The sequence below is a fragment of the Pilosibacter sp. NGB245 genome (assembly GCF_057397225.1).
Map to the genome: position 1 here is coordinate 1742047 of NZ_CM171584.1, position 23528 is coordinate 1765574.

The window sequence follows — 23528 nt, forward strand, 5'->3', positions numbered from 1 at the left end:
GGGAAAGGATCAAGAAAAATGGCATATTTTCCATTGTTTGTGAACCTGGAAGGGCGTCGTGTCCTCGTAGTCGGCGGCGGAAAGATTGCTGCAAGGCGGATCCGGACGCTGTTGGAGTTCGGATGTGAGATCACTGTTGTGGCACCGGAGGTGGGTGAGGAGCTTCTGGAAATGCTGGAGTCGGACGCCGGGACCGTGTATGCGGAAGAAAAACGAAAATCAGGAAAGGTGACCCCGGGGAGTTGTCGGATCATCTGGAAAAGGAAAAAGTATGAGATCAAAGAGCCGGAAGCAATTTCAGCAGATCCCATGGAGACAGATAAATTCACATTCGTTCTTGCCGCCGCCACCCCGGAGATAAATGCACAGGTCGTCCGGGAATGCCGCAAAAAAAATATCCCGGTCAACAATGCGTCGGACCGGGACCAGTGTGATTTTTATTTTCCGGGAATCGCGAAGGATGGCGACACGGTCGTCGGAATCACTTCCGGTGGGAGAGATCATAAGCTGGCGGCTAAGATCTCGCAGGCTGTGCGGAACGTGTTACATGTCTAAGATCTTCCAATTCCGGCCATAAACATCGAAAGCTTGATATCGTCGAGATAGAGCGCCGAGACCCGCAGCCCGCCGCGTCCGGATCCGATCTCGATATCGGGCTTTGCGGCACCATGGAAGTCGGAGCCGCCAGTGGGAGCGAGGGAGTATTTCTTTGCGAGTTTTCGGAGCTTTCCACTCTCATCCTGATTGTTGGAGGAGTGGAAGCACTCGAGACCGCAAAGACCGTGGTCGGTGAGCTGCGAGACGAGTTCTTCCGTGCCGGCCCAGCCAAGCTTATACTGGAGCGGATGGGCGAGGACCGGGAAACCGCCTGCGGTCTGGAGAGCGTTAAGGACTTCCTCCGGCGTGATGAGCTCTCTGGAGCGGTAGTACGGTCGGTCCGGGTTTAAGTATTTCCGGAACGCCTGATCGACAGAGGACACATACCCCCGCTTTAAAAGCGCTCTCGCAAAGTGGGCGCGGGTGATTACGGTTTTTGGATTCCCGCAGTGGAGATCTTCCACAGTGATCTCAAATCCATCTTTATTGAAGGCGGCGAGCATTTCCATATTGCGGTCATATCGTTTCCGGGAAGCTTCTTTTAAAAAGGAGAGAAGCTCCGGGTTCGTATGATCAATGTAGAGACCCAGGATATGGATCTCTTTTTCTTTATAGATACAGGAGACCTCGATCCCGGGAATGACCTCCATATCGAGGTCCTTTGCGGCTTTTAACGCCTCGTCGATCCCGGAGACCGTATCGTGGTCCGTGAGAGCCATGGCGGTGAGCCCGAGACCGGCTGCACGGTTTACGACCTCGGTGGGAGTCAAGGAGCCGTCGGAGGCGGTAGAGTGAACGTGAAGGTCGATGAGTTTCATATATCAGAAGTTCCTTTCTTGATCTGTAATTGCGATGCTGTACATCAATGACGAACAGCAGACTGTTACCTTATTTTAACATATCTGAGACAAAATTGTGAATAAAATTTAAGATTTCTGTTATACCATTTTTCTTAAATTATGCTATACTACTACCTGTATATCTGCGCGTTTTGCGGAAACGATGTCCCGATACATTTTCTGTACCGGGATCGGCTGCCTGTAAGAGCCGTAAGCTTCGCGCGGATTCGGATTCAGAAAAACGGATGGATAGAGAGAAGATCCGTCCTGAAAACAAAAATAAAAGGTGAGAGCAATGAGTGACACATTCAGAAACAGCAGAGCGGGCGGAAGATCCCGCCAGTCCAGCGCGGCAGACCGCATCATGGCGGTACAGAATGCCCGGAATAAGGGAACCGGGGCAAGAAGAGGAGGCTCCGGAAGAAGACGGGGCCGGGGAAGAGGAAGAGGTCAGGGACCGGATATGGCAAAGATCGTCCTGATCGCGATCGGCGTCGTGATCTTTCTGATCTGCGTGGCAGTCGGACTCCAGAGCTGTGCAAGGTCCGGGAAACAGGACGCGGGATCCGAAACATCCACGGAGGAGACAACGACGGAGCCGGAGACAGAGATCGAAGCGGAGATCACGGTAAACGGGATCCAGATCCACGGTCTCACAAAATCCGAGGCGATGGAGAAGGTCCTTGCAGATAAGGGATGGAAGATGAAGGTGACCTTCGGTGACAGCACGGAAGAACTTCCGAACCTTATGGAAGCAAATGTAGATGCGGTGATCGAAGAGGCACTCGCAAAGAAGGAATCCGGCGACTATACTGTTCAGACGGATGACCTTGATGACGCGGTCCAGGTCGAGGTAAAAGCGCTGGCCGCAAAGTGGGATGTTGAGCCGAAGAATGGTTCGATCGCTTCCTATGATAAATCGACCGGCAAATTTACATTTGCAGGAGCCCAGACCGGAAAGAAGATCGATCAGGAAAAACTTGCCTCCGATATCACGGCGGCGATGAAAGCGGGAGAGTACGACAAGACGATCACGGCGACGGCGAACGAGGTACAGCCGGAGATCACGGAAGCTCAGGCCCGCGACAATTTCAAAAAGATCGGAACATATACGACGACGACAACGACAAATAAGGACAGAAACGAAAATATCCGTCTCGCCTGCGCGGCGATCAACGGCACGATCCTTCAGCCGGGAGAAGAATTCTCCTTTAATAAGATGACAGGCAACCGTACCACAGAAAAAGGATACAAACCAGCGGGTGCGTACTCCAACGGCGTTGTGGTTCAGGAGCCGGGCGGCGGTGTCTGCCAGGTATCCTCAACTCTCTACAATGCGGTCGTATTTGCCGGACTCAAGACGACGGAACGCCATGCACACACATATGAACCTTCCTATGTCACACCGGGCGAGGATGCGATGGTAAGCTATGACGGATATGCGGGTCCGGATCTGCGGTTTGTGAATAACGGAAAGACAGCGATCGGCATCAAAGCGTCCATCTCCGGTCAGACCCTGACGGTTTCCATTTACGGAAACCCGATCTTAGAGGACGGCGTGACCGTGTCGATGCATTCCGAAAAGATCAAGGAACTCGACGCGCCGGCACCGACTTATGTCGAAGACCCGACTCTCCAGCCGGGTACCGAAGTTGTCGCAAAGGCGGCAACACCGGGAAGCAGATGGCAGACGAACCTGATCACGAAAAAGAACGGGCAGGTCGTGAGCGATGTCCTTCTCCACAACAGCACTTATAAAGGAAAGGCGGCTACGATCAAGAGAAATACTTCCGGAACGGTTGCGGCGACGGAAACGCCGTCCACAGAGTCAGCGGTAGCACCGTCTGAATCTGCTGGGGAGTCAACGGCAGCGGAGACGACGGCTGCAGAGACAGCAGCACCGACAACGGCAGCGGAGACAACAGCAGCGCCGACAACGGCAGCACCGTCCGCCGGATCCAACTACGGACCGGGATATACGCCGGAGACAACGGCAGCGCATGCGGAGACGAACCAGGCTCCGTCCGATATGGGGCTGATCGCTCCGAACGGACAGTAGCGGAGGTCCCGCCTGAGAGCGGGGGAATGGTCGGACCAATAAAAAGAATACTTTATATAAAAAAGCGGTGAACAGGAATCAAAATGATTTCCTGCCTCACCGCTTTTTATTTAAAAGAAATCATTATCTGTAAAAGAGAGAAGTGCTCCGGAACAGCAGTTTGTCAAAACTAACCAAGTGCACATTCTCACAATGCGGATAACATTCCATAGTATGAAAAGATAATGCAAAAATTTTAATATTGTTTATGATTTGGTACATGATTCTGCCGTTTTTGATTTGCATTTTAGGGAAAAATTGCTATAATAATTTATAGATGTTCTGATAAACGCGGAACACATAAGTTTAATAAATATTTACATATTTATACACTTTACAGGAGGAAATCAACTATGGCAAGAAAAATGAAAACCATGGATGGTAACCATGCAGCCGCTCATGCTTCCTATGCATTTACGGATGTAGCAGCCATCTACCCGATTACCCCTTCTTCTCCGATGGCGGAAGCTACCGATGAATGGGCAACCGATGGAAGAACAAACATGTTCGGACAGCCGGTACAGATCACCGAGATGCAGTCCGAGGCAGGTGCTGCCGGCGCCGTACATGGCTCCCTTGCAGCAGGTGCATTAACAACAACTTATACAGCTTCTCAGGGTCTTCTTCTTATGATCCCGGATCTCTATAAGATCGCTGGTGAGCAGCTCCCGGGCGTATTCAACGTATCCGCTCGTTGTGTAGCAACTCACGCTTTAAATATCTTCGGTGACCACTCCGACGTTTACGCCTGTCGTCAGACCGGATGCGCAATGCTCTGCGAATCCAGCGTACAGGAGGTTATGGACTTAACACCGGTTGCACACCTTGCAGCATTAAAGGGTAAAGTTCCGTTCATCAACTTCTTTGATGGTTTCCGTACTTCCCACGAGATCCAGAAGATCGAGACATGGGATTACGAGGATTTAAAAGAAATGGCTGATATGGACGCCATTGATGCATTCCGTAAGAACGCTCTGAACCCGAACCATCCGGTACAGAGAGGTTCCGCTCAGAACCCGGATATCTTCTTCCAGGCAAGAGAGGCATGTAACCCGTACTACGATGCTCTTCCGGCAATCGTACAGGAGTACATGGACAAAGTAAACGCTAAGATCGGTACAGATTACAAGCTGTTCAACTACTACGGAGCTGCTGACGCTGAGCACGTTATCATCGCTATGGGTTCCGTAAACGATACAATCGAGGAGACGATCGACTACCTTGCAAAACAGGGCAAGAAGGTCGGCGTTGTTAAGGTTCGTCTGTACAGACCGTTCTGCACAGAGGCTCTTATCAACACAATCCCGGATACAGTTAAGCAGATCTCCGTACTCGACAGAACAAAAGAGCCGGGTTCCATCGGCGAGCCGTTATACCTTGATGTTGTTGCAGCATTAAAGGGCTCCAAGTTCGATAAGGTTCCGGTATTCACAGGTCGTTATGGTCTTGGTTCCAAGGATACAACACCGGCACAGATCGTTGCTGTATACGAGAATACAGAGAAGCAGAGATTCACAATCGGTATCAACGATGATGTGACACACCTTTCCTTACAGTTAGGCGCTCCGCTTGTTACAACTCCGGAAGGAACTACAAACTGTAAGTTCTGGGGTCTTGGCGCAGACGGTACTGTAGGTGCCAACAAGAACTCCATCAAGATTATCGGCGACAACACAGACATGTACGCTCAGGCTTACTTCGATTATGACTCCAAGAAGTCCGGCGGTGTTACAATGTCCCACTTACGTTTCGGACATACTCCGATCAAGTCCACATACCTGATCCACAAAGCAAACTTCGTTGCATGCCACAACCCGGCATACATCCGCAAGTACAACATGGTTCAGGAGCTTGTTGACGGCGGTACATTCCTCCTCAACTGCCCGTGGGATGCTGAGGGTCTTGAGAAACACTTACCGGGACAGGTTAAGAAGTTTATCGCTGACCACAACATCAAATTCTACACCATCGACGGTGTTAAACTTGGTATCGAGACAGGCATGGGCCCGACCCGTATCAACACGATCCTTCAGTCCGCATTCTTCGAGCTGACAAAGATCATCCCGGCTGACAAAGCAAACGAGCTTATGAAAGCAGCTGCAAAGGCTACTTACGGTCGTAAGGGTGAAGATGTTGTTATGAAGAACTGGGCAGCGATCGATGCAGGCGCTAAGGGACTTGTAGAAGTGAAAGTTCCGGAGAGCTGGAAGAACTGTGAAGACGAAGGTCTTGACATGGTTCACGCTACAGAGGGCCGCGAGGATGTTATCAACTTCGTTAACAACATCCAGGCTGCTGTAAACGCTCAGGAAGGTAACAACCTCCCGGTATCCGCATTCAAAGAGTATGTTGACGGTACAACTCCGTCCGGTTCTGCTGCATACGAGAAACGTGGTATCGCAGTAAACGTACCGGTTTGGAATCCGGACAACTGTATCCAGTGTAACTTCTGTTCTTATGTCTGCCCGCACGCAGTTATCCGTCCGGTAGCTATGACAGAGGCTGAGGCTGCTAATGCACCGGCTGGCACAAAGACAATCCCGATGACAGGTATGCCGGAGTACAAGTTCGCTATGACGATCTCCGCACTTGACTGTACCGGATGTGGTTCCTGTGCGAACGTATGCCCGGGCAAGAAGGGTGAGAAGGCTCTTACAATGGTTCCGCTTGAAGGAAACGCTGCAGAGCAGGAAGTATTCAACTACGGTCAGAAACTTGACATCAAGCAGGATGTAATCGATAAATTCAAAGAGACAACTGTAAAGGGCAGCCAGTTTAAACAGCCGCTCCTTGAGTTCTCCGGCGCATGTGCTGGTTGTGGTGAGCCGCCGTACGCAAAACTGATCACACAGTTATTCGGTGACAGAATGTACATCGCAAACGCAACAGGATGTACTTCTATCTGGGGTAACTCTTCACCGTCCACACCTTACACAGCAAACAAAGCAGGCAAAGGACCGGCTTGGTCTAACTCCCTGTTCGAGGATAACGCTGAGTTTGGTTATGGTATGTTACTCGCTCAGCAGGCAATCCGCGATGGCTTAAAGGCTAAAGTTGAGGAAGTTGCTGCAAACGAGAACGCAACAGCAGAAGTAAAAGCTGCATGCCAGGAGTGGTTAGACACATTCGGTGTTGGTGCTACAAACGGTGCTGCAACTGACAAACTCGTAGCTGCTCTTGAGAACGTTGACTGCCCGACATGCAAGGACATCGTCAAGAACAAAGATTTCCTGGCTAAGAAGTCCCAGTGGATCTTCGGTGGTGACGGTTGGGCTTACGATATCGGATTCAACGGCGTTGACCACGTACTTGCAAGCGGCAAGGATATCAACATCATGGTATTCAACACTGAGGTTTACTCCAACACAGGCGGACAGTCCTCCAAGGCTACTCCGACAGGTGCTGTTGCTCAGTTCGCTGCAGGCGGTAAAGAAGTTAAGCAGAAAGACCTTGCTGCAATCGCTATGAGCTACGGCTATGTATACGTTGCACAGATCTCCATGGGCGCTGATATGAACCAGACCATCAAGGCAATCGCTGAGGCTGAGGCATATCCGGGACCGTCCCTGATCATTGCTTACGCTCCGTGTATCAACCACGGTATCAAGAAAGGTATGGCAAAGGCTCAGACAGAGGAGAAACTTGCTGTTCAGTCCGGTTACTGGAACCTCTTCAGATTCAACCCGGCAGCTGAGGGCAAGAAGTTCAGCCTTGACTGCAAGCCGGCTACCGTTGATTATCAGGAGTTCATCAAGGGTGAGGTTCGTTACACATCCCTCGCACTGAAGAACCCGGCAAGAGCTGAGAAGCTGTTTGCTAAGGCTGAGCAGAACGCGAAAGATAAGTACGCTTACCTTGAGAAGTTAGTAAAGCTTTACGATGACAACGAGCAGTAATCTGCAAAATTGAATCAGATCGTATTGAGATCCCGGGAACAGCTTTGGCTGTTTCCCGGGATCTTTTTGCAGTGCGCTGCATTTGCAGCGGCTTCCGCTTCATCGTAAATAAATCGTAAGAAAAAAGACCTGTGATATTCCTTGATTTCACAGGTCTTTTTCTCTATACTAACTGTATTAAGAGTGTTGATACACTTAGAAAGAATAAACAGGCAGAAATTTTTCTACCCCAGGGCCCGGAAATCAGGAGTGTATCACGCAGAGAATCGGGAAAGGAGGAGGCTTATGATCCTGTTAGACTACAAAGACCGGCGGCCGATCTATGAACAGGTGGTCGCGAAACTCGAGGAGCTGATGCTGCTCGGCGTGATGAAAGAGAATGAACCGCTGCCGTCCGTGCGCAGCCTTGCGATGGAACTTTCGATCAATCCGAATACGATCCAGCGCGCGTATGTGGAGCTGGAACGGCAGGGATACATCTATACAGTGAAGGGAAAGGGAAGTTTTGTGGCAGACAATCAGGCAATGAAAGAGAATAAGAAGAAAGAGGTTCTCCTGAAGGTGAGCGATATGATCGATGAGGCGATCCGTGTCGGGATCCCGGGAGAGGAGATCAAAAATATGGTGGAGATCCAGTATGAGGCGGCAAGAAAGAACGGAGGTGGAGACGAATGATCGAGACAAGCGGACTGACCAAACGATTTGATGACATCACAGCGGTGGACCATATCGATGCGAAGATCAAAGAGGGCAGCGTGTTCGGGCTGATCGGGACGAATGGCGCCGGAAAGAGCACATTTCTCAGGATGGTCAGCGGGATCTTAAAACCGGACGAGGGAACCGTTCTGATCGACGGGGAGAACGTCTATGAGAATCCGAAGGTAAAGTCGAAGTTTTTCTATATCTCCGACGACCAGTATTTTTTCGCGAACGGAACCCCGGTGGAACTCATGAAGTTCTACAAGACGATCTACCCGGCGTTCGACGAGCCGAGATTTTTCCATCTCCTGGAGTCCTTCGACCTTGGAAAGAAGAGAAAGATCTCCACGTTCTCAAAAGGGATGAAAAAGCAGCTCTCGATCATCTACGGGATCTGCGCGGGAACGGACTATATTTTCTGTGACGAGACCTTCGACGGTCTAGATCCGGTGATGCGCCAGGCGGTAAAGAGCCTGTTTGCGAACGATATGGCGGAGCGGAACCTGACACCGATCATCGCCTCCCACAACCTGAGGGAGCTGGAAGATATCTGTGACCATGTCGGACTTCTCCACAAGGGCGGGATCCTGCTCTCAAAGGATCTCGATGACATGAAACTGAATATCCATAAGATCCAGTGCGTCTTAAAACCAGGAGTGAAGGTGGAGGACCTTACCAGTCTCGATATCTTGAAGACAGAGTACCGGGGCAGCCTGGCGACGATCACGGTGCGCGGGACGAGAGAGAATGTGGAGCAGCAGATGGCGGCGTGTGAACCGCTGTTCTTTGAACTGATCCCGCTCTCACTGGAAGAGATCTTTATCAGTGAAACGGAGGTGGCAGGATATGACATCAAAAAGCTTATTTTTTAAACTTATGAAAGAGGACATGAAACGAAGACTCTGGGCGGTCGCTTTTTCCCTGCTCACATTCTTCTTTGCAATGCCGATGGCGGCGGCCATGGGGATCGCGAGCATCGGAAAAGAGTATGAAAACTGGCTCGTGAACGGGACTGGATATGCGGAGATCGGGGCAGATGCCCTGAAACACACGAAGATCCTGCGCCTCGTCGGAGAAGTTCTTGGATTTGAGAATGCGTTCCTGTGCGTTTTGGTGGCAGCAGCGGCTATGATCCTCGGACTGACCGGATTTCTGTATCTGCATTCCAAAAAGCAGGTTGACTTTTACAACTGTCTCCCGGTCAAAAGAGAGCAGCTGTTTGCTGTGAAGTTTCTGGACGGCTTCCTGATCCTCTTTGCGGCATATTTGATCAACATGATCGCAGCATTTGCGATCTTCTGCGGAAACGGGATCCAGGGAGGCAGCATCGTGAAGATGATGCTCTCTGCGTTCGCCACTCATATGGTAGGATTTTTACTGATCTATGCTGTGATGGTGATCGCGGTCCTGCTCACGGGAAACCTGTTCATCTCGATCCTCGGTGCAGGTGTTCTGTACGGCTATGCTCCGGCCATTTCCCTTTTGCTCAGTGTCCTGAAGGAATTTTTCTTTGTGACGACCGGAAGAAACAGCGATATGGGATGGATTGCGGAGTACGGATCCCCGATCGGATATTATGCAAAACTGATGGAAGCGGGACTCCGGATCTTCCATTCAGATCAGTTTTTTGATGATATCGATTATGGATATTCCAGGATCCAGATGAGTATCGAAAGCACGGGAACGGGCATGGGACTCTATAAGCTCTGTGCGATCGGCCTCCTTGCTGCGGTGCTCCTCACCGTCCTGGCGCTAATCCTCTATAAGCTCCGCCCATCAGAGTCTGCCGGAAAAGCGATGGCCTTCAAAAAGACGCAGGCCCCGATCAAAGTCCTGCTCCTTGTGCCGGTCACAACGGCAGCAACGATCCTGCTGTGGAGTATTTACTACAGCCTGTCCTGGGCAGCTATCGGCTTTATCCTGGGACTTGTCCTCATGAGCTGCATGATCGAGATCATCTATCATTTCGATTTCTCGAAGCTCTTTTCGAATCTTGCCCAGACAGCAGCAGGGGGAGTCCTTGCCATTCTGCTGATCGGGATCTTCTGGACGGATGCGATCAGTTATGATTCGTATCTTCCGAACGAGAAGAACTTTAACTATGCATCGATCAATGCGTATCTCGACGATCTCGATTATGGGCTTCCGTACCGGAACGGAACCTCCTACGGATGGAAGTATCTGGATTACGGAAATTATGCGGATGAGAACATGAAACTTACCGATTACGCAAAAGTCCTCGCCTTCGCGGAGCACGGTGTGGAAGAGGCGAAGCTGCAGAGGGAGGCGAAGATCAAAGGAAATTCGACTTCCATTTATGATGACAGCGAGAGAATGATCTATGCGCAGGTTAGTTTCCATATGAAAAACGGAAAAACCGTTTACCGCTCCTACATGATCCCGCGCTCGGTACTCGGAAGCAGTCTCGATGAACTCTACGCATCGAGAGAGTACAAAGAGGGCACTTATCCGGTCATGTCCTACACACCGGAGAATATCACGGGGATCTACTGGATGACGGATGGAGACATCTCGGAGCTCAGGACGGACGATTCCATGAAGGCGGAGATCTTATCCGCCTACCAGGATGAGCTTGCAGGTCTGACGTTAAATGAGAGAGCGGTAAATGCACCGGTGGCTGCGCTGCGCTTCCTTACCACGGCTGAGCAGGAATACCTCACCGTGATCAGCAAACAGCGCGGAAATACTTCCTCTGGATTCCGCCTTGATGATATGAATAATGTAAACTTCTTCCCGGTCTATCCGTCCTTTACAAAGACGATCGCCCTTTTAAAACAGGCGGGTCTCGATGTGGAGCAGAGAATCTCCGTGGATGAAGTGGCTGCTGTAAAGATCCTGTATCCGGTGGACTATGAGACGGAGCAGACCGGGACAGATCCTCAGACAGGAGAGTCTGTCTTAGCGGCAGATATGGTGGCTGACGAGAGCGCGGTGCAGGCGGAAGTTTCTTCGGACGAAGGAATGGCGATCGCGACGAGAACGTACGATGACAATTACCGGGCGATCACGATCGTAAACGATGGATCGGAGGAAAACAGAAAGAAGATCGGAGAGGTCCTTTCGGCGAGTGCCTCGGATAACCTTCTCCAGAGAAACCGCCTCTGCACATATGAGAGCGGGATCGAGATCTATGTGGAACTGAAACCGTCGGGAGATGAGGTTCTGACCGGAACTCCGGAAGAACGCCTGTACCGGTTCGTTGGAACGACAATCCCGGAATTCCTGGATCAGACGTTAAATTACGATCAGATCGTGAATAAATCTGTAAACCAGGGGATCGGAGTCAGCGAAAGTGATTGATGGAATGGAACGTATCGTGTATAATCAGATCGTCTGAATGAAACAGGATTTACCACAGACCAGGCAGAGACGCCGGATACACCGGCAGCTGCCTGGTCTGTCGGGCGCATGAGACACCCGAACGTTCCCGGCAGATCGCTGCGCTGTGTGGAAATGGAGAATGGGATCATCCGGACAAAAGATTTATGGAGGTTTATCATGGAATTTTTTGGCAATATCATAAAGGGAGTCATGATCGGGATCGCAAACATCATTCCCGGCGTTTCCGGAGGAACGATGGCGGTTTCCCTTGGCATCTACGATCGGCTGATCGGTGCGGTTTCAGGTCTGTTTAAGGAGTTTAAGAAGAACATCGCATTCCTGATCCCGATCATCATCGGCTGCGGGATCGGGATCGTGGGATTTACCTATGCGATCGAATATCTGCTCGACAAGCACACATTTGTGACATGTATGGCGTTCGTGGGTCTGATCCTCGGCGGACTTCCTGCGATCATTTCCTCCATGAAGTCAAAGATGACTTCCGGTGGGATCGGCGTGTTCGGGATCCTGGCGTTTGTGATCGCCTTCGTGATCTCCGGTGGAATGCCGCTCTTAAAGGAGAGCAAGGACGCTCTGACCGTGATCGCAGTGACTCCGGTGAATATGGTGATCTTATTTATTCTCGGAGTTGTGGCTTCTGCGACGATGGTGATCCCGGGCGTATCCGGATCCATGATGCTCATGATCTTCGGATATTATTACGCGATCATCAATACGATCAAGACATTCCTCGACAATCTCCGTGCGTTTGATCTCATGGGAATGAAGGATGGGATCCTGCTTCTGGCTCCGTTCGGGATCGGCGTGATCCTCGGGATTTTCCTGATCGCAAAGCTGATCACGTTCCTCTTTGAAAAATACGGGGTTCAGACATTCTGTGCGATCCTGGGACTTGTGATCTCATCCCCGATCGCGATTTTTATCAACACGGGTCTCGTATCGAAGCTTGGTTCCCTGTCCATCTGGGAGATCTTATTCGGGATCGTTCTCATGGGCGCGGGTGCGTTTGTGACGGTGTTTGTGGGAGAAAAATAATAAAAGAAAACCGGCGCTGCTGCTGGGATCCGTGGAAAGGGATTCCTGCAGACATCGCCGGTTTTCTTTCTGTCAGATGGTTTATTCGTGATCTTCGGTCACATTTGCCGTAGTCTCGGCGGATCCGTCTTCGAATTTCTCATCCGGAACCGTTTCGCAGGCGCAGGTATCATTGGATGTTTCGTTTTCGGCTGTCTCAGCTGTTTCAGCAGTATCGACAACGTCGACAGGAGCATCCTCCGGCATCACTTCCGCGATCTTAGCACCGCACTTGCTGCAGAAAGCGGCGGTCTTCTCGATCCTTGCACCGCATTCCGGACAGTGGATAAATCCTTCCAGGGTGGAGAGCTTGTCCTGGAGTTCATCGATCGTCTTTAAGCTTTCACGGATCAGGGCAAATTCTGCGGAGTAAGCTTCCTCGTCGGCTGTGTTTGCGGCTTCGAAGACTTTCTTGCCGATCTGGGCGTACTGGCGGTTCACCGCCTCTTTTTCTCTGGAGATCTGTGTTTTTAACTGAACGGTGTCGGAAACTTCCTTCGTTTTCTGAGCAACCTGTTTTCCGGCCTCCGTGAGACTGCGCTTCATATCTGTAAAAAATGCCATATGCAATAGACTCCTTTCTGAATATGGATCGTGAGCGGCTGTGTGAGAACAGACGCTGGATATTATCTTTATTTTAGTCTTTTTTGTGGGAGAAGTCAATCATTATGCTGGCAGCGTAACGACTTTGGTAGGTTGAAGCGGAAGAGAAAGTGTGCTATGATAATAGTCAGTTTACACATCGGACCACAGTCCGGGGGAAAGAGAGGAACTATTATGGGAGAGAAGAGAAAACCAGCAACGATCTGTATCCAGAGCGGCTGGAAGCCGAAGAACGGGGAGCCGAGAGTTCTCCCGATCTATCAGAGCACGACCTTTAAATATGAGACGAGCGAGCAGATGGGGCGTTTGTTCGATCTGGAAGAGGACGGATATTTCTATACAAGACTCGCAAACCCGACGAACGACGCAGTCGCAGAAAAGATCTGCGAGCTGGAAGGCGGTGTCGCTGCGATGCTGACTTCCTCTGGACAGGCTGCAAACTACTACGCAGCCTTCAATATCTGCAACGCAGGTGACCATATCATCAGCGCGGCAACGATCTACGGAGGAACCTCCAACCTGTTTACCGTTACGATGAAAAAACAGGGGATCGATGTGACGCTCGTTGATCCGGATGCACCGGAGGAGGAGATCGAGAAGGCGTTCCGCCCGAACACAAAGATGGTATTCGGCGAGACGATCGCAAACCCGGCGCTAGTCGTTCTCGATATCGAGAAGTTTGCCCGCCTTGCGCATAAACACGGCGTACCGCTGATCGTGGACAACACGTTCGCAACTCCGATTAACTGCCGCCCGTTCGAGTGGGGAGCAGATATCGTGACACACTCCACGACAAAATATATGGATGGCCATGCGATGACTGTCGGCGGCTGTATCGTTGACAGCGGAAACTTCGACTGGAATGCCCATGCGGACAAATTCCCGGGACTTACGACACCGGATGAGTCTTACCATGGAATCATATATACAGAGCGTTTTGGAAAGAAAGCGTACATCACAAAGGCGACAGCCCAGCTGATGCGTGACCTCGGATCGATCCCGTCCCCGATGAATTCCTTCCTCTTAAATGTCGGACTGGAGACTTTACACCTCAGAATGCCGAGACACTGTGAGAATGCACAGAAGGTAGCAGAGTGGCTGCTCGCGAGAGAGGATGTTGCCTGGGTCAACTATCCGGGACTCAAAGACAACAAGTACCATGCGCTCGCGGAGAAATATATGCCGAACGGAAGCTGCGGCGTGATCTCCTTCGGCTTAAAGGGCGGAAGACAGGCAGCAGGCGAATTTATGGACAAACTGAAATTCGTTGCGATCGTTACCCATGTCGCTGACGCGAGAACGTGCATCCTTCATCCGGCGAGCCATACCCACCGCCAGCTGACCGATGAGCAGCTTGTGGAGGCCGGAGTTGATCCGTCCCTGATCCGCTTGAGCGTCGGGATCGAGGATGTGGATGACATTATCGAAGATTTAAGACAGGCACTGGAAGATTAAAAACAGTTTTGCAGATCAGCCGACTGATCGGAGACTGATATGGACGAGATAAGTTGAGGCATAATATATGATGGAAATGGATGAAATGAAGGGAAAGGGAAAACGCGGACTTTTGAGAGTCGTATTCGGACGAACTGCGTTCTTCCTCTTATTTATCGCGCTGCAGCTGGCAGTGCTGTACTGGGTCTATGTGTGGCTGGACAAGCGATACCAGGCATGGGGATATGGTTCCTTTGCTGTGGTCAGCGCGATCCTCACGATCCATATCCTGAATGAAAAGCAGAATGCGAGCTTTAAGATGGCCTGGCTGGTCCCGGTCCTCCTGTTCCCGGTATTCGGAACCCTGTTTTATGTGTTCGTCCAGCTCCAGACAGAGACGAAGATCTTTGCGAGACGGATCGAACAGGTGAAAAAGAAGACGGATCATTACCTTGATCAGGACCCGGATGTCTGTAAGAGACTGGAACTCAGGAGCCGGAGCAATTCTAATCTCAGCCATTATATGAAGGAGAGCGGCGGCTATCCTACCTGGGACCGGACGAATTTCAAGTATTTCCCGCTGGGAGATGACTTCTATGAAGATGTTCTCCGGGAGCTTCAGAAGGCGAAGCGCTATATTTTTATCGAGTATTTTATTATCGCAAAGGGAGTTATGTGGGACTCCATCGTGAAGATCCTGGAGCAGAAGGTGAAGGAAGGTGTCGAGGTGCGGATCCTCTACGACGGAATGAACTCCTTCTCAAATCTGCCTCATGACTATCCGAAGGAGCTGGAGGCAAAGGGGATCCACTGCCAGATCTTTAATCCGATCCGCCCGGCGATCTCGACAAGCCAGAATAACCGCGATCACAGAAAGATCCTCGTGATCGACGGCCATACGGCATATACCGGAGGAGTGAATCTTGCGGATGAGTATATCAACCGGAAAGTCCGCTTCGGACACTGGAAAGACAATGCGATCCGCTTAAAGGGCGATGCGGTGAATAATTTTACCGTGATGTTTCTCCAGATGTGGGACGTCTGTGTGAAAAAGCTGGACTCCGATTTCGATTACAGCAGATATCTGGACACCGGCGATTATTTCCACGCCCCGGAGCTCAACATGGACGGCTTTTCCATTCCGTTTTCCGACAGCCCGATCGACGGGGAGCCGGTCGGACACCAGCTCTACCTGGACATCATCTACCAGGCGAGAAAATATGTGTACATCATGACTCCGTATCTGGTTCTGGATGACGATATGATCACGGCGCTCACCTATGCGGCAAAGCGCGGTGTGGATACAGTGATCATCATGCCGCATATCCCGGACAAGAAATCGGCGTTCATGCTGGCACATTCCTACTATACGGAGCTGATTGAGGCCGGTGTAAAGGTATATGAGTATCTTCCGGGCTTTGTCCATTCCAAGACATTCGTCAGTGATGGGGAGAAGGCAGTCGTCGGATCTGTAAACATGGACTTCAGGAGCCAGTACCTGAATTTTGAATGCGGTGTTTATATCTATGAGAATCCGGTCGTGAAGGATATCCGGTATGATTTTGATGAGACATTAAAGAAATGTGTCCGGATGACGAAGGAGAGTGTGGATGCACTTCCGACACTCCATAAATTCTGCGGAAAGGCGATGCGGCTCATTGCACCGCTGATGTAAAAAGAATCAGACGAAAAAATGGAGCAGAGAAGATCTGCTCCATTTTGTTTTCACTTGTTGAAATCCTGTGACGCAAAAGACCCTGTTATTCGTTTCCGCTCTTATCACTGAGCGGATCTGCAGAGGCTGTATTGACGGATGCTTCCGCGCGTTCCCTGAGACTTACTGAGGCATTTTCTTTTTTGTAAGCGGAGATGGCCTCAGCGATCCGTTCTTTAATGTACTGATCCTTTTCTAGTTTTCGTTCCGCTTCGTCCGGATTGTCGAGGATCGGCACAAAGAGAAATCTGCGGACAGCAAAGAGGATCGCGACGGCAATACAGCCGATGAGCGCCTCTTTTATGGCAAGGTGATCGATGACCATCTGTCTTGCGACAGAGAAGAGAAGAACTTCGACGATAGAGTCGATATCATGGCGGCAGAACATCTTCAGAAGCTCGACACCGATGACGAGATCAAAACTTTTCTTCATAAAGTCTGAGAGATCAAAGCCGTTGTCAAGATACAGACTGTACAGGTTTTGCGGGACCGGTATGAACGCGATACAGATCGCGACGATCAGGATCAGGGCACAGGCGATCTCAAGATAAGAGGAGACTTTCATGAGAAAAAGCTGTGTTCGCTGGATCCGTGGGCTGGTGTAATGTTTCATGTGGGGTACCTCCTGGGTGAATTTATCTCAGTCTGATAAGATCCCGGCTGCGTCCGGCCGGTAAAAAGCATCAGACTTATATACAACGTGAAAGCGTTCAGAAGATCTGATTCCATATGCCGGAAAAGTCATGACTTTTGTAACTTTAGACAATATGGACAAATAATTAAGAATATTATATAAAAATTTGGCAATGTTTTCAATTATAAATGTCGCTTGTGCAAGAAAAAATACAGGATCTGTTTTCTGGCTGACGACAGTGCCCGGGGAAGGAGCACCGTGTACAGTCACCGGGTGACGCCATGTTCACAATTTTTTAATAGAAAATTTTTTGCTTTTTGATTACAGATATGTTACACTAATGTTTGTATGTGCATGACAGGGACAATTGTCCCTGCCCACAAAACGCGCTGCTTCGTCTGATCGGAACGTGACAGACGGGGAGCGGAAATCGGAAACAGCATGGAGAGAAACATATGAATGATGATAAAGATACGGTAAACTATATGGATTCAATCAATAAAGCGAGCAGAAAGCGGAGAAGAAAACCGTCTTTCTGGGAACACTACGGGATCCTGGTGATCGGCGCAGCAGTTCTTGCGGTGATCGCCCTGGCGGTATTGTTCGGAGGAAAGGCTGTGACTGCGGTCCGCTCAAAGATGGCGGCAGCACAGGCGGCTTCCGAGTCGGCGGCGGAGAGCGAGAGTGCGGAGGAGTCTTCCCTTGCAGCGGAAGAGGAGAGCCGCGCTGAGATCGAATCAGAGTCTGAGGCGAGAGATGCGAAGATCCAGGAAGTGATCGATTCCTATTCAAATCTCGGGATCGCGAAGGTGACAGGATACCTGAATATCAGAAAAGACCCGGACGGAGCGGCGAATGTCATCGGAACGCTCTCGGACGGAAGTGCCTGTGAGATTTTAGAGACTCTGGATGGCTGGGTAAAGATCAGCTCCGGGGAAGTTGAGGGATATGCAAGCTCCGAATACATCCTCACCGGGGATGAGGCGAAAGAGGCTGCGAAGGACCTCGTGAAGGAGCGCGCCTATATTACGGCGGATAACCTGAATATCCGTGAGACTCCGTCCACAGACGGACAGATCGTCGGAAAATGCCTGCAGGGAGAGCTCCACGAGATCGTCGGGGAAGAGAACGGCTGGTATAAGATCTCCGGCGGTTACATCTCTGCGGATTATGCGGAGAAACGCTTCTGTATGAATGAGGCGAACAAGCTGGATATGAAGGCGATGGTCTTAAATTTCTATGACCGTCCCGGTGTTTCCAATGTCTCAAACTATCTGAATATCCGTGCTGGTGCCGGGGAAAATGAGAAGATCATCGGAAAACTCCCGAGTTATGCCGGATGCGAGATCCTGGAGGATGCGAACGGCTGGTACAAGATCAGTTCGGGCGGGATCACCGGATATGTAAAGAGCGATTATATCCTCACCGGAGACGAGGCTAAGCAGGCGGCGATGAACCATGCGGAGTTAATGGCGATCGTCCATGCGGACCGACTGAATGCGAGAACGGAGCCGTCCACCGATGCGAAGATCTGGACACAGATCTCTGAGAACGAGCGCTACCATGTCGCAGAACAGCTTGACGGCTGGGTAAAGATCGAATTTGATGAGAGCGGCGAGGGAGACGGAGATGATGAGATCTCGGCGGCCTATGTATCTTCCGAGTTCGTGGAGGTACGGTACGCCCTTTCCGAGGCGATCAAGTTCTCGCCGACGGAGGAGAGCGCGTCCTTAAGGAGCCGGATCGTAAACTACGCGATGAAATTCCTTGGAAATCCGTATGTATGGGGTGGAACGAGCCTCACAAAGGGAGCGGACTGCTCCGGATTTACAATGTCCGTTATGAAGAACTTCGGAATCTCCCTTCCGCATTATTCCGGATCCCAGGCAAAGAGCGGAAAACGGATCAAGTCGAGCGAGATGCGTCCGGGTGATCTGGTATTCTACGGAAACAGCCGTGGAAAGATCAATCATGTTGCAATGTATATCGGAAACGGGCAGGTCATCAATGCGGCGAGCCGCCGGAGCGGGATCAAGATCTCGACCTGGAATTACCGCACACCGATCTGTATCGTGGATGTGATCGGAAACCGTTCTTAAAACGGAGAATGACTCAAAACAGAATATGATTTCCTGAAATGGAATGGATAGGAAAACTCCTTTCTGTGCATACTGGGGATACCTGGTATGTCGGAAAGGAGTTTTTTGATATGAATGAAAAGGAACAGAAGGAGATAAAGGCGGAGGAGGAACGGATCCGGGAGAACGGTCAGGCGACGCTTGAGGAGAACGGAAAGCGGATCCATCTTTTGTCGATCATCGGGGAGATTGAGGGACATGAGAACCTGTCGGGAAGCACAAAGACGACGAAATATGAACATATCCTGCCGGAGCTCGCCAAGGTGGAGAGCGATGAGACGATTGGCGGTGTCCTGATCCTTGTCAACACGATCGGCGGAGATGTGAGCTGCGGACTGGCACTGGCGGAGATGATCGCCTCCTTAAGCAAGCCGACGGTGTCTCTTGTCATCGGGGACAGCCATTCGATCGGAGTTCCGCTTGCAGTGGCATCGGATTATTCTTTTATTGTGCCGACCGGAACGATGCTGGTGCATCCGGTGCGCATGAGCGGGATGGTGATCGGAACGGCACAGACGTATGAATATTTTGAGATGATCGAGGAGCGGATCATAAGTTTTGTGTCGGAGCACAGCCGGATCGACAGGGAAAGACTGAAAAAGCTCATGCACAATACAAAAATGCTGACAAAGGATCTCGGGACCGTACTTGTCGGAAAAGAGGCGGTGGAGTGCGGTCTTATCGACGGGGAAGGCGGGATCCGGGACGCGATCGGGAAATTAAACAGGATGATGGAAGAAAACGTTGTTTCCCACAGGTAGAAAATCCGGAACCGAAAATATGTTCGATTTGTGACTTCTTACGGTTGCATTTTGAAAATTTTTTTTGTATACTATACTTTGGGGTACTTGCCCTGTAAAATAAAAGGGGGAAAAGCACTTGGCTGGAACCAGGAAACAAAAAGAAACGACAAAACAATCACAGACGTCTGTGAGAACGAGATCATCATCAACAGCGAAGACAACAGGAAGATCCGCACAGGCGTCTAAAAATAAGACAGCAAAAAATCAGACAAGATCCACGGCAAAGAAGAGAGAGCCGGAACCGGAGTACGAGGAGGACACTGGATTTTTACAATCCGAAGCGGTGATCCTCGGAACATTCGCGGTATGTGTGCTGTTATTTTTGAGCAACTTCCATATCTGCGGATTCCTCGGAAATTTCTTCAGCCAGATCATGCTGGGTGTATTTGGCTGTATCGGCTATCTTGCACCGCTCCTGCTTTTCGCGGAGCTGTTATTTTACGCTTCAAATAAGGGAAATATCCGCGCGGTATACAAGATGATCGCGGTGGAGGTCCTGCTGATCGTGCTCTGCGGACTTGCGCAGCTGATCTTTGGAGGTGGATACCAGGAAGGGCAGACGATCCTCGATATCTACCAGTCTGCCGGCGCGAGCGGACTCGGCGGCGGTGTGATCGGCGGCGTCCTCGTCATGATCCTTCACACAGCGGTCGGAACGATTGGAGCCTATGTGGTCCTCATCGTGTTCATGATCATCTCCCTGGTATGCATCACGGAGAGATCGTTCGTGTCCGCGGTGAAGAGCGGAAGCGGAAAAGCCTACCAGTACGCGAAGGAAGATTACAGCAGAAGAAAAGAGATCCATGAGGAGCGCCAGGCTGAAAAGCGCAGACTCCGGGAAGAACAGCGCGTCCAGGGTGTAAACCTTGCGGCGACGGATTTCTCGAAAAATCCGGATTTCGGCGGGATCGCCGGCGGATATATGGGAGTTGTGGATGCCGAGGCGGTTTCTGAGACGGACGTGACGGAGGAGAAACAAGCAGCCTCCGGTACATATCATGAGGAAAAACAGGGTCAAAGATCAGAGGCGAAGCAGATGCAGCCGGATCCGGCCGATATCTTCAAAGGAAAGATCACGATGGGCGGACGTCCTCTTGAGGAGGCGGATGTCTCCCGGGAAGAGAGAACGGCGGAATCCCGTCCGGCGGAAGAGACTGCAAAGAATACAGAACGAGTTCCGTTTGCGGAAGCTCCGGCATCGGCCGGAACCCGTGAGGACGAGGACGTGTTTATCCGTCATGGGGAGAATGCCTTTGATGATCCGGATCTTTTCCCGGATGAAAAGAAGAGGGAGACGGAAGCCTGGGAGAGAAAACCGAAGGTGTCTGTCTTATCCAACATTCCGGATATCCCTGTCGGGGAGTCTGGGGAGGACGGTGAGATCCTCGCCGCGATGAGAAGAGACGCAGAGAGGAAAGCAAAGATCTTCCGCTCAGAGACCCCGGAGCAGAATGAGAGCGCAGAGAACCGGGAACCTTCAGAGATGCCGGAGACGGTATCCGCAGAGGGCGGACAGAAAATAGAAGCGGAGACAGGAGCAAAGAGCGGGGAAATGACCGCTGCCGCTGCTGAAAGTGAACCTGTATCCGTATCTGAAACCGCGGAAACTCCGAAAACGTCCCGGATTTCAGAAGAAAAGTCCGTGATGGATCTGACAGATGATGAACTTCTCGATACGGAGCCGTATGTGGAAAATGACGATTACTGGATCCAGGCGGCTGCGGAGCCGGGAAGCCGCGCTTACAGAGCGGCCCATCCGGAGAGTGCGGAGCACGATGATCCTGTGACAGAGTTCCATGATGACAGTGAACCGGACGAATGGGCTGAGGAAACCAGTCCGTCAAAAGTACAGGAGATCCCGGGGCCCGGACCAGGACCGGAGGATCCGATCGTGGAACCGGCGCCGGCTGCATCCGGACAGTCAGACATGGAACAGCCGACGTGCCGGGAAGAGCGTTCACCGGACCGTCCGGCAGCCCGCGAATCTGCAGACGACAGGCGCAGGGTCGTGACCGCATCCGGCAAGGTGATCGAAACGGATACAGAAGAGATCATAAAGAAAAAAGCGGAAGCGAGAAAGCGGGAAGCTGCCGAGAGAGAAGAGGCAGGAAACGAAGTCTTAAAGGAGATCAAACAGACGGAGGAAAAACCAAAGAAACCGTATGTGATCCCGCCGCTTGATCTCTTAAAGAAAGGTGTTCCTGTGACGGGACAGTCGGGGCAGGAATTTAAGGATACCGCGATCAAACTTCAGCAGACACTCCGGAACTTCGGCGTTGGGGTCACTGTGACGAATATCAGCTGCGGTCCGACGGTCACCCGGTATGAGCTTCACCCGGAACAGGGCGTGAAGGTGAGCAGGATCCTGTCTTTAGCGGACGATATCAAGCTGAATCTCGCGGCGGCGGATATCCGTATCGAGGCGCCGATCCCCGGAAAAGCGGCCGTCGGGATCGAGGTCCCGAACAAGGTCAACAGCATCGTATATCTGCGTGATCTTCTGGAAAGTCCGGAATTTAAAAACCATAAGTCAACGCTGGCGTTCGCCGTCGGAAAGGATATCGGCGGCCAGGTCATCGTTGCGGATCTCGCGAAGATGCCGCATCTTCTAATCGCAGGACAGACAGGTTCCGGTAAATCCGTGGGGATCAATACAATGATCATGAGCCTCATCTATCGGTCGTCACCGGATGACGTAAAACTCATCATGATCGACCCGAAGGTGGTGGAACTTTCTGTATATAACGGGATCCCGCATCTTCTGATCCCGGTCGTGACCGACCCGAAAAAGGCGGCCGGCGCGCTCAACTGGGCAGTTGCGGAGATGATGGACCGCTACAACAAATTTGCGGCCTCAAATGTCCGTGATCTGAAGGGATATAACGCGAAGGTTCAGACTCTGGCGGAGAGCGGGGATATCCCTGCTGATCAGATCCCGAAGAAACTGCCGCAGCTCGTCATCATTATCGATGAGCTGGCGGATCTTATGATGGTCGCTTCCAATGAGGTGGAGGACGCGATCTGCCGTCTGGCACAGCTCGCCCGCGCTGCGGGGATCCATCTTGTGATCGCGACCCAGCGTCCGTCCGTCAACGTCATCACAGGCGTGATTAAGGCGAACGTGCCGTCACGAATTGCCTTTTCTGTCGCATCCGGCGTGGATTCGAGAACGATCCTCGATATGAATGGCGCGGAGAAACTGTTAGGAAACGGCGATATGCTGTTTTACCCGTCCGGCTATCCGAAACCGCTCCGTGTTCAGGGTGCTTTCGTCTCGGACGGCGAGGTATCAAATGTAACCGAGTTCTTAAAAGAACAGAACACGGATGCAGGATATAACACGGAAATCGAAAAGAAACTGAGCCAGTCCTCCTTCGGAGGAGGAGCGGGCGGACAGAATGAACGGGACGCGCTCTTTACGGACGCGGGCAAGTTCATTATCGAAAAGGATAAAGCGTCGATCGGCATGCTGCAGAGAATGTTCAAGATCGGCTTTAACCGCGCTGCCCGGATCATGGATCAGCTTGCCGAGGCCGGTGTTGTAGGTGAGGAAGAAGGAACGAAGCCAAGGAAGATCTTAATGTCCATGGAAGAGTTCGAAGAATTCCTGGAAGCAGGATACTAGGAACTGCGGCA

At 51.2% G+C, this 23528-nt stretch carries 15 protein-coding genes; 12 read left to right on the top strand and 3 right to left on the bottom strand.

The window, feature by feature from the left end; all coding sequences use genetic code 11:
• Nucleotides 1-18 precede the first annotated feature (18 nt).
• Nucleotides 19-555 carry a precorrin-2 dehydrogenase/sirohydrochlorin ferrochelatase family protein gene (locus ACXMYH_RS07805; RefSeq protein ID WP_486555822.1) on the top strand — a complete coding sequence of 179 codons (537 nt, stop codon included), beginning with the start codon at nucleotides 19-21 and terminating at the stop codon, nucleotides 553-555.
• Here ACXMYH_RS07805 and ACXMYH_RS07810 read toward each other — a convergent pair.
• Complete coding sequence (locus ACXMYH_RS07810) at nucleotides 552-1415, bottom strand: PHP domain-containing protein (protein WP_486555823.1); 864 nt, start codon at nucleotides 1413-1415, stop codon at nucleotides 552-554. The two genes, ACXMYH_RS07805 and ACXMYH_RS07810, sit on opposite strands and share 4 nt — an antisense overlap.
• A 316-nt stretch (nucleotides 1416-1731) precedes the next feature.
• Between ACXMYH_RS07810 and ACXMYH_RS07815 the strand changes: the two genes are divergently transcribed.
• The 6 genes from ACXMYH_RS07815 (at nucleotide 1732) to ACXMYH_RS07840 (ending at nucleotide 12527) form a co-directional block, all read left to right on the top strand.
• On the top strand, nucleotides 1732-3495 hold the full coding sequence (locus ACXMYH_RS07815; RefSeq protein WP_486555824.1) for a VanW family protein: 1764 nt from the start codon (nucleotides 1732-1734) through the stop codon (nucleotides 3493-3495).
• 392 nt (nucleotides 3496-3887) lie between these two features.
• Nucleotides 3888-7430 (top strand): pyruvate:ferredoxin (flavodoxin) oxidoreductase, encoded by a 3543-nt coding sequence (gene nifJ / locus ACXMYH_RS07820; protein WP_486555825.1) that lies wholly within the window; start codon nucleotides 3888-3890, stop codon nucleotides 7428-7430.
• A gap of 285 nt (nucleotides 7431-7715) precedes the next feature.
• Nucleotides 7716-8105, top strand: coding sequence for a GntR family transcriptional regulator (locus ACXMYH_RS07825; protein WP_329752479.1), 390 nt, complete (start codon nucleotides 7716-7718; stop codon nucleotides 8103-8105).
• Nucleotides 8102-9001, top strand: coding sequence for an ABC transporter ATP-binding protein (locus ACXMYH_RS07830; protein ID WP_118650316.1), 900 nt, complete (start codon nucleotides 8102-8104; stop codon nucleotides 8999-9001). Before ACXMYH_RS07825 ends, ACXMYH_RS07830 begins: the two co-directional genes overlap by 4 nt.
• Nucleotides 8976-11450, top strand: coding sequence for a DUF6449 domain-containing protein (locus ACXMYH_RS07835; RefSeq protein ID WP_486555826.1), 2475 nt, complete (start codon nucleotides 8976-8978; stop codon nucleotides 11448-11450). Before ACXMYH_RS07830 ends, ACXMYH_RS07835 begins: the two co-directional genes overlap by 26 nt.
• 198 nt (nucleotides 11451-11648) lie before the next feature.
• Nucleotides 11649-12527, top strand: a complete 879-nt coding sequence (locus tag ACXMYH_RS07840) for a DUF368 domain-containing protein (protein ID WP_118532036.1) — start codon at nucleotides 11649-11651, stop codon at nucleotides 12525-12527.
• Between the two features lie 81 nt (nucleotides 12528-12608).
• Here the strand turns inward: ACXMYH_RS07840 and ACXMYH_RS07845 are convergent, their stop codons facing one another.
• The gene (locus ACXMYH_RS07845; RefSeq protein ID WP_486555827.1) at nucleotides 12609-13130 is read right to left on the bottom strand and encodes a zinc ribbon domain-containing protein; all 522 of its coding nucleotides are present in this window, start codon (nucleotides 13128-13130) and stop codon (nucleotides 12609-12611) included.
• Nucleotides 13131-13343: 213 nt separating this feature from the next.
• Between ACXMYH_RS07845 and ACXMYH_RS07850 the strand changes: the two genes are divergently transcribed.
• Both ACXMYH_RS07850 and cls read left to right on the top strand, forming a co-directional pair.
• Entirely contained in the window at nucleotides 13344-14624 is a 1281-nt protein-coding gene (locus ACXMYH_RS07850; RefSeq protein WP_486555828.1) for an O-acetylhomoserine aminocarboxypropyltransferase/cysteine synthase family protein, read from the top strand.
• Between the two features lie 67 nt (nucleotides 14625-14691).
• Nucleotides 14692-16278, top strand: a complete 1587-nt coding sequence (cls, locus tag ACXMYH_RS07855) for a cardiolipin synthase (protein ID WP_486555829.1) — start codon at nucleotides 14692-14694, stop codon at nucleotides 16276-16278.
• 85 nt (nucleotides 16279-16363) lie between these two features.
• Here the strand turns inward: cls and ACXMYH_RS07860 are convergent, their stop codons facing one another.
• On the bottom strand, nucleotides 16364-16930 hold the full coding sequence (locus ACXMYH_RS07860) for a hypothetical protein (protein ID WP_486555830.1): 567 nt from the start codon (nucleotides 16928-16930) through the stop codon (nucleotides 16364-16366).
• Between the two features lie 476 nt (nucleotides 16931-17406).
• On the opposite strand from ACXMYH_RS07860, the gene ACXMYH_RS07865 reads away from it, so the two are divergent.
• The 3 genes from ACXMYH_RS07865 (at nucleotide 17407) to ACXMYH_RS07875 (ending at nucleotide 23517) form a co-directional block, all read left to right on the top strand.
• Nucleotides 17407-19050 carry a C40 family peptidase gene (locus ACXMYH_RS07865; protein ID WP_486555831.1) on the top strand — a complete coding sequence of 548 codons (1644 nt, stop codon included), beginning with the start codon at nucleotides 17407-17409 and terminating at the stop codon, nucleotides 19048-19050.
• A 110-nt stretch (nucleotides 19051-19160) separates the two neighbouring features.
• Entirely contained in the window at nucleotides 19161-19850 is a 690-nt protein-coding gene (locus ACXMYH_RS07870) for a ClpP family protease (RefSeq protein WP_118532117.1), read from the top strand.
• A 118-nt stretch (nucleotides 19851-19968) separates the two neighbouring features.
• Nucleotides 19969-23517: a DNA translocase FtsK gene (locus ACXMYH_RS07875; protein WP_486555832.1), complete on the top strand. Its 3549-nt coding sequence runs from the start codon at nucleotides 19969-19971 to the stop codon at nucleotides 23515-23517.
• Nucleotides 23518-23528 lie beyond the last annotated feature (11 nt).